Annotated in this window: 2 protein-coding genes and 1 pseudogene; 1 reads left to right on the forward strand and 2 read right to left on the reverse strand. The window is 57.7% G+C overall.

Going from position 1 to position 2,915, the window contains the following annotated elements:
• The first annotated feature begins 28 nt into the window (after positions 1 to 28).
• On the forward strand, positions 29 to 1,792 hold the full coding sequence (locus A2I95_RS29515; RefSeq protein WP_291735609.1) for a DUF1217 domain-containing protein: 1,764 nt from the start codon (positions 29 to 31) through the stop codon (positions 1,790 to 1,792).
• 194 nt (positions 1,793 to 1,986) lie between these two features.
• Here A2I95_RS29515 and A2I95_RS29520 read toward each other — a convergent pair.
• A pseudogene (locus tag A2I95_RS29520) lies at positions 1,987 to 2,292 on the reverse strand (GNAT family N-acetyltransferase); the annotation flags it as partial.
• A gap of 362 nt (positions 2,293 to 2,654) precedes the next feature.
• The coding region (locus A2I95_RS29525) for a phosphoribosylglycinamide synthetase C domain-containing protein (RefSeq protein WP_291735610.1) at positions 2,655 to 2,915 on the reverse strand (261 nt) is incomplete at its 5' end.

The following is a 2,915-nucleotide window of genomic DNA, read 5'->3' on the forward strand; positions in this document are numbered from 1 at the left end:
CTGGGCCGGTTTTACAGGAGACAGGCGCGTGAGCTTTACACCCTATGTGTTGGGCACCGGTATCAGCGGGTGGACCTTCCTGCAGCGGACCCGCGACCAGCAGCAGGAAATTTATGAGAAGTCGCCGGTCATCGACCGGGCGCTGCAGGACTTCAACCAAAAAATCACCGGCATTCAGACGTCGGACCAGTTGCTGGATGACTACAATTTGCTGACCGTTACCCTGGGCGCCTTTGGCCTGGACGAGGATATCGGCAACAGGGCGTTCATCAAAAAGGTGCTTGAGTCCGATGTCAGCGACTCGGAATCCTTTGTGAGCCGGCTTAACGACGTCCGGTATCAGGCGCTGGCGGAAACCTTTGGCTTCAACAGTCCGGATGGTCCAACGCTTCCCACCGCCAAGGCGGGCGCTGAATTTGCCAGTGTCGCCTCGCCGGATGATTTGCTGGCAAACGGCACCCTGCTGCGCAAGGCGCTCGGCAATGTTGGCCTTGAAGGCCTCGAAAATAACCAGTTCTTTCTGCAGAAAGTTCTGGAATCAGATTTGGAAGACCCGGACTCCTTTGTAAACAAGCTGAGCAATCCCAAATATACTGAGTTTGCCCAGCAATTCAGCTTCAATACGCCGCCGGTGTATGACAACAGCATTCAGGCGCTGGTCGGGGAATTCAATGAACATACAGATGGCCTGGCAAGCGCGGATGAGCTGCTGGAGGATGAAAATCTTTTGCAAGCTGTCATCGAAACCTTCGGTCTGGAAAACTCCAACCCCGTTTTCCTGCGCCGGGTTCTGAATTCGGATACCACCGATCCGGATTCCTTTGTGAACCAGCTGGAGGACACTAGGTATCTTGCGGTCTCAGAGGCCTTTGGATTCGGCTGGCCGGATATCAATGAAATGACCGATCCGGATGAGCTGTTGTCTAACCCGGAGGTTCTGGAGCATGCACTGGACACATTCGGCCTTTTTGGCAGGGACGAGGCCGAGCTGCGGCAGATTTTGGAATCCGATCTGTCAGACCCGAACTCCTATGTGAACCAGCCGGAAAATGCTGCTTACTTTGACTTTGCTGATGCGTTCCAGAACGGCTGGCCGGATCATGTGAGCAAGATGCAGGTGTTTTCTGATGACATCACGGACAAGCTGGGCACCTTCTCCGATCCAAGGCAGCTGGTCTTTGATATAAGCTTGTTTAATGCGACGCTGGATATCTTTGGCCAGAGCAAGCGGAGCCTGGATTTTGACACCGTGATCCGCGCCTTTGAATCTGACCTGTCGTCCAGCACGTCATATGCAAACTTGCATTACGACACCGGCCTGAAGGCCATGGCTCATGCCTTTTCCTTCAATGGGGGGGAAACTGACCGGGAGTATCCCGAAGGCTTTGCCGAGCAACTTTCCGAGCTCTACACCACCCGCCAGTTTGAAATTGAGATCGGTGAGAGCGATCAGAACATGCGCTTGGCGCTGGCCTTTGAGCGCGAGCTGCAAACCGTTGCTGATGCAGGCGGCAGCGAAAACGCCCATTGGTACGGCATTATCGGTTCGCCGCCGCTGAAAACGATTTTTGAAAGCGCGCTGGCGCTGCCATCAAGTTTTGGCCAGCTGGATGTGGACAGGCAGGTGGAGGAAATGAAGGAGCGCTCGTTTGCTGCATTTGGGACCACCCATCCTGCAGATTTTCTCGAAGCCGGAAAACTGGATGAATTCCGCAACAGGTTCCTGATGCTGGCAGATCTCAACGCGCCTTTCAACAGCGGGATCAGCGATCCGATTCTGTCGCTCTTCTGACCTGTTGGGTGCGCTTTGGCCTGTGGAGCGGCAATTGTTTCGCCCGGCTCAGAAAACCGACGCCATAGCGTCACTCGCATGGTGATGCCGGTCACCCTGCTGCAGCCGGGATAAGCGCCTTCTGCGGTCTTGATAAATCCCAGTCGGTCGAACCTGCGGTGGTTTTCCACAAGTTCGACCCTCGTCTGCAACTCAAGCGCCGGCAGGCCAAGATCCCTGGCGCGCTCTGCCGCCAGGTCCACCCTCTGCCTTGCCTGGCCCGATCCGCGTTGGGCCGGATCGACTGCCAGTTTGCCCAGATACAGGCAGTCCGCCCTTGATATCAGGAATATGCAAGCCGCAGGCAGGCTGCCGACGGCCCGAATCTTGCTGCCGGCCAGATAGCGATCCTTCATTCGATCCACCGTCAGCCGGTGCATGGAAGACGGCGGATCAATGCGCCCGTCGAAATAGGCAAAGCTGCGCCTGATCAGGGGTGGCACGCCGCGGATCGTCAGCATTGACCCGGCGGGGCTGTTTCACAGCTGGGCCACTCAGCGGGCGGGCCGGAAACACTCCCGGCTGGCCAATGGCAGAAGGCAAGCGGTGCAGACGGCATGAGAAGCCGCAGAGAGGGAATGGCACGGCATGCCGCTTTCTCCTGCAGATACTGGCCTTTGCCTCCTTGGACGGTTCTCATTGCTTCGCTGCATCCCGCTTCTGGCTGGTGTCCAGAGTACCGCAATGCTCCGGTCAGGAAGACTGCCGGCTGGTGGAACAATACCGCCGCACCGGGCGCATTTGCGCCCGGCCACGCCCAACTGAGACTGTCAATCTGCGATTGACTGGAAACAGGCGGGAGAGCCGCCGCCGGGACAGATGCTCAACCCAGCGCGCGCCAGCCGATGTCGCGGCGGAAAAACCCCAGTGGCCAATCAATCCCGTCAACCATCGCATAGGCGCGGTCGCGTGCCTCCTTCAGGGTCTCACCGCGGGCGGTCACGTTCAAAACCCGGCCGCCGGCTGCCAGCACCTTGCCGTTTTCAGCCTTGGTACCGGCGTGAAAGACCATGTTGCTGCTGTCCTCGGGCAGGGCCTTCAGCCCCTTGATTTCCGACCCTTTTTGGTAAGACCCGGGATAGCC

The sequence above is a fragment of the Leisingera sp. F5 genome, from assembly GCF_001593695.1.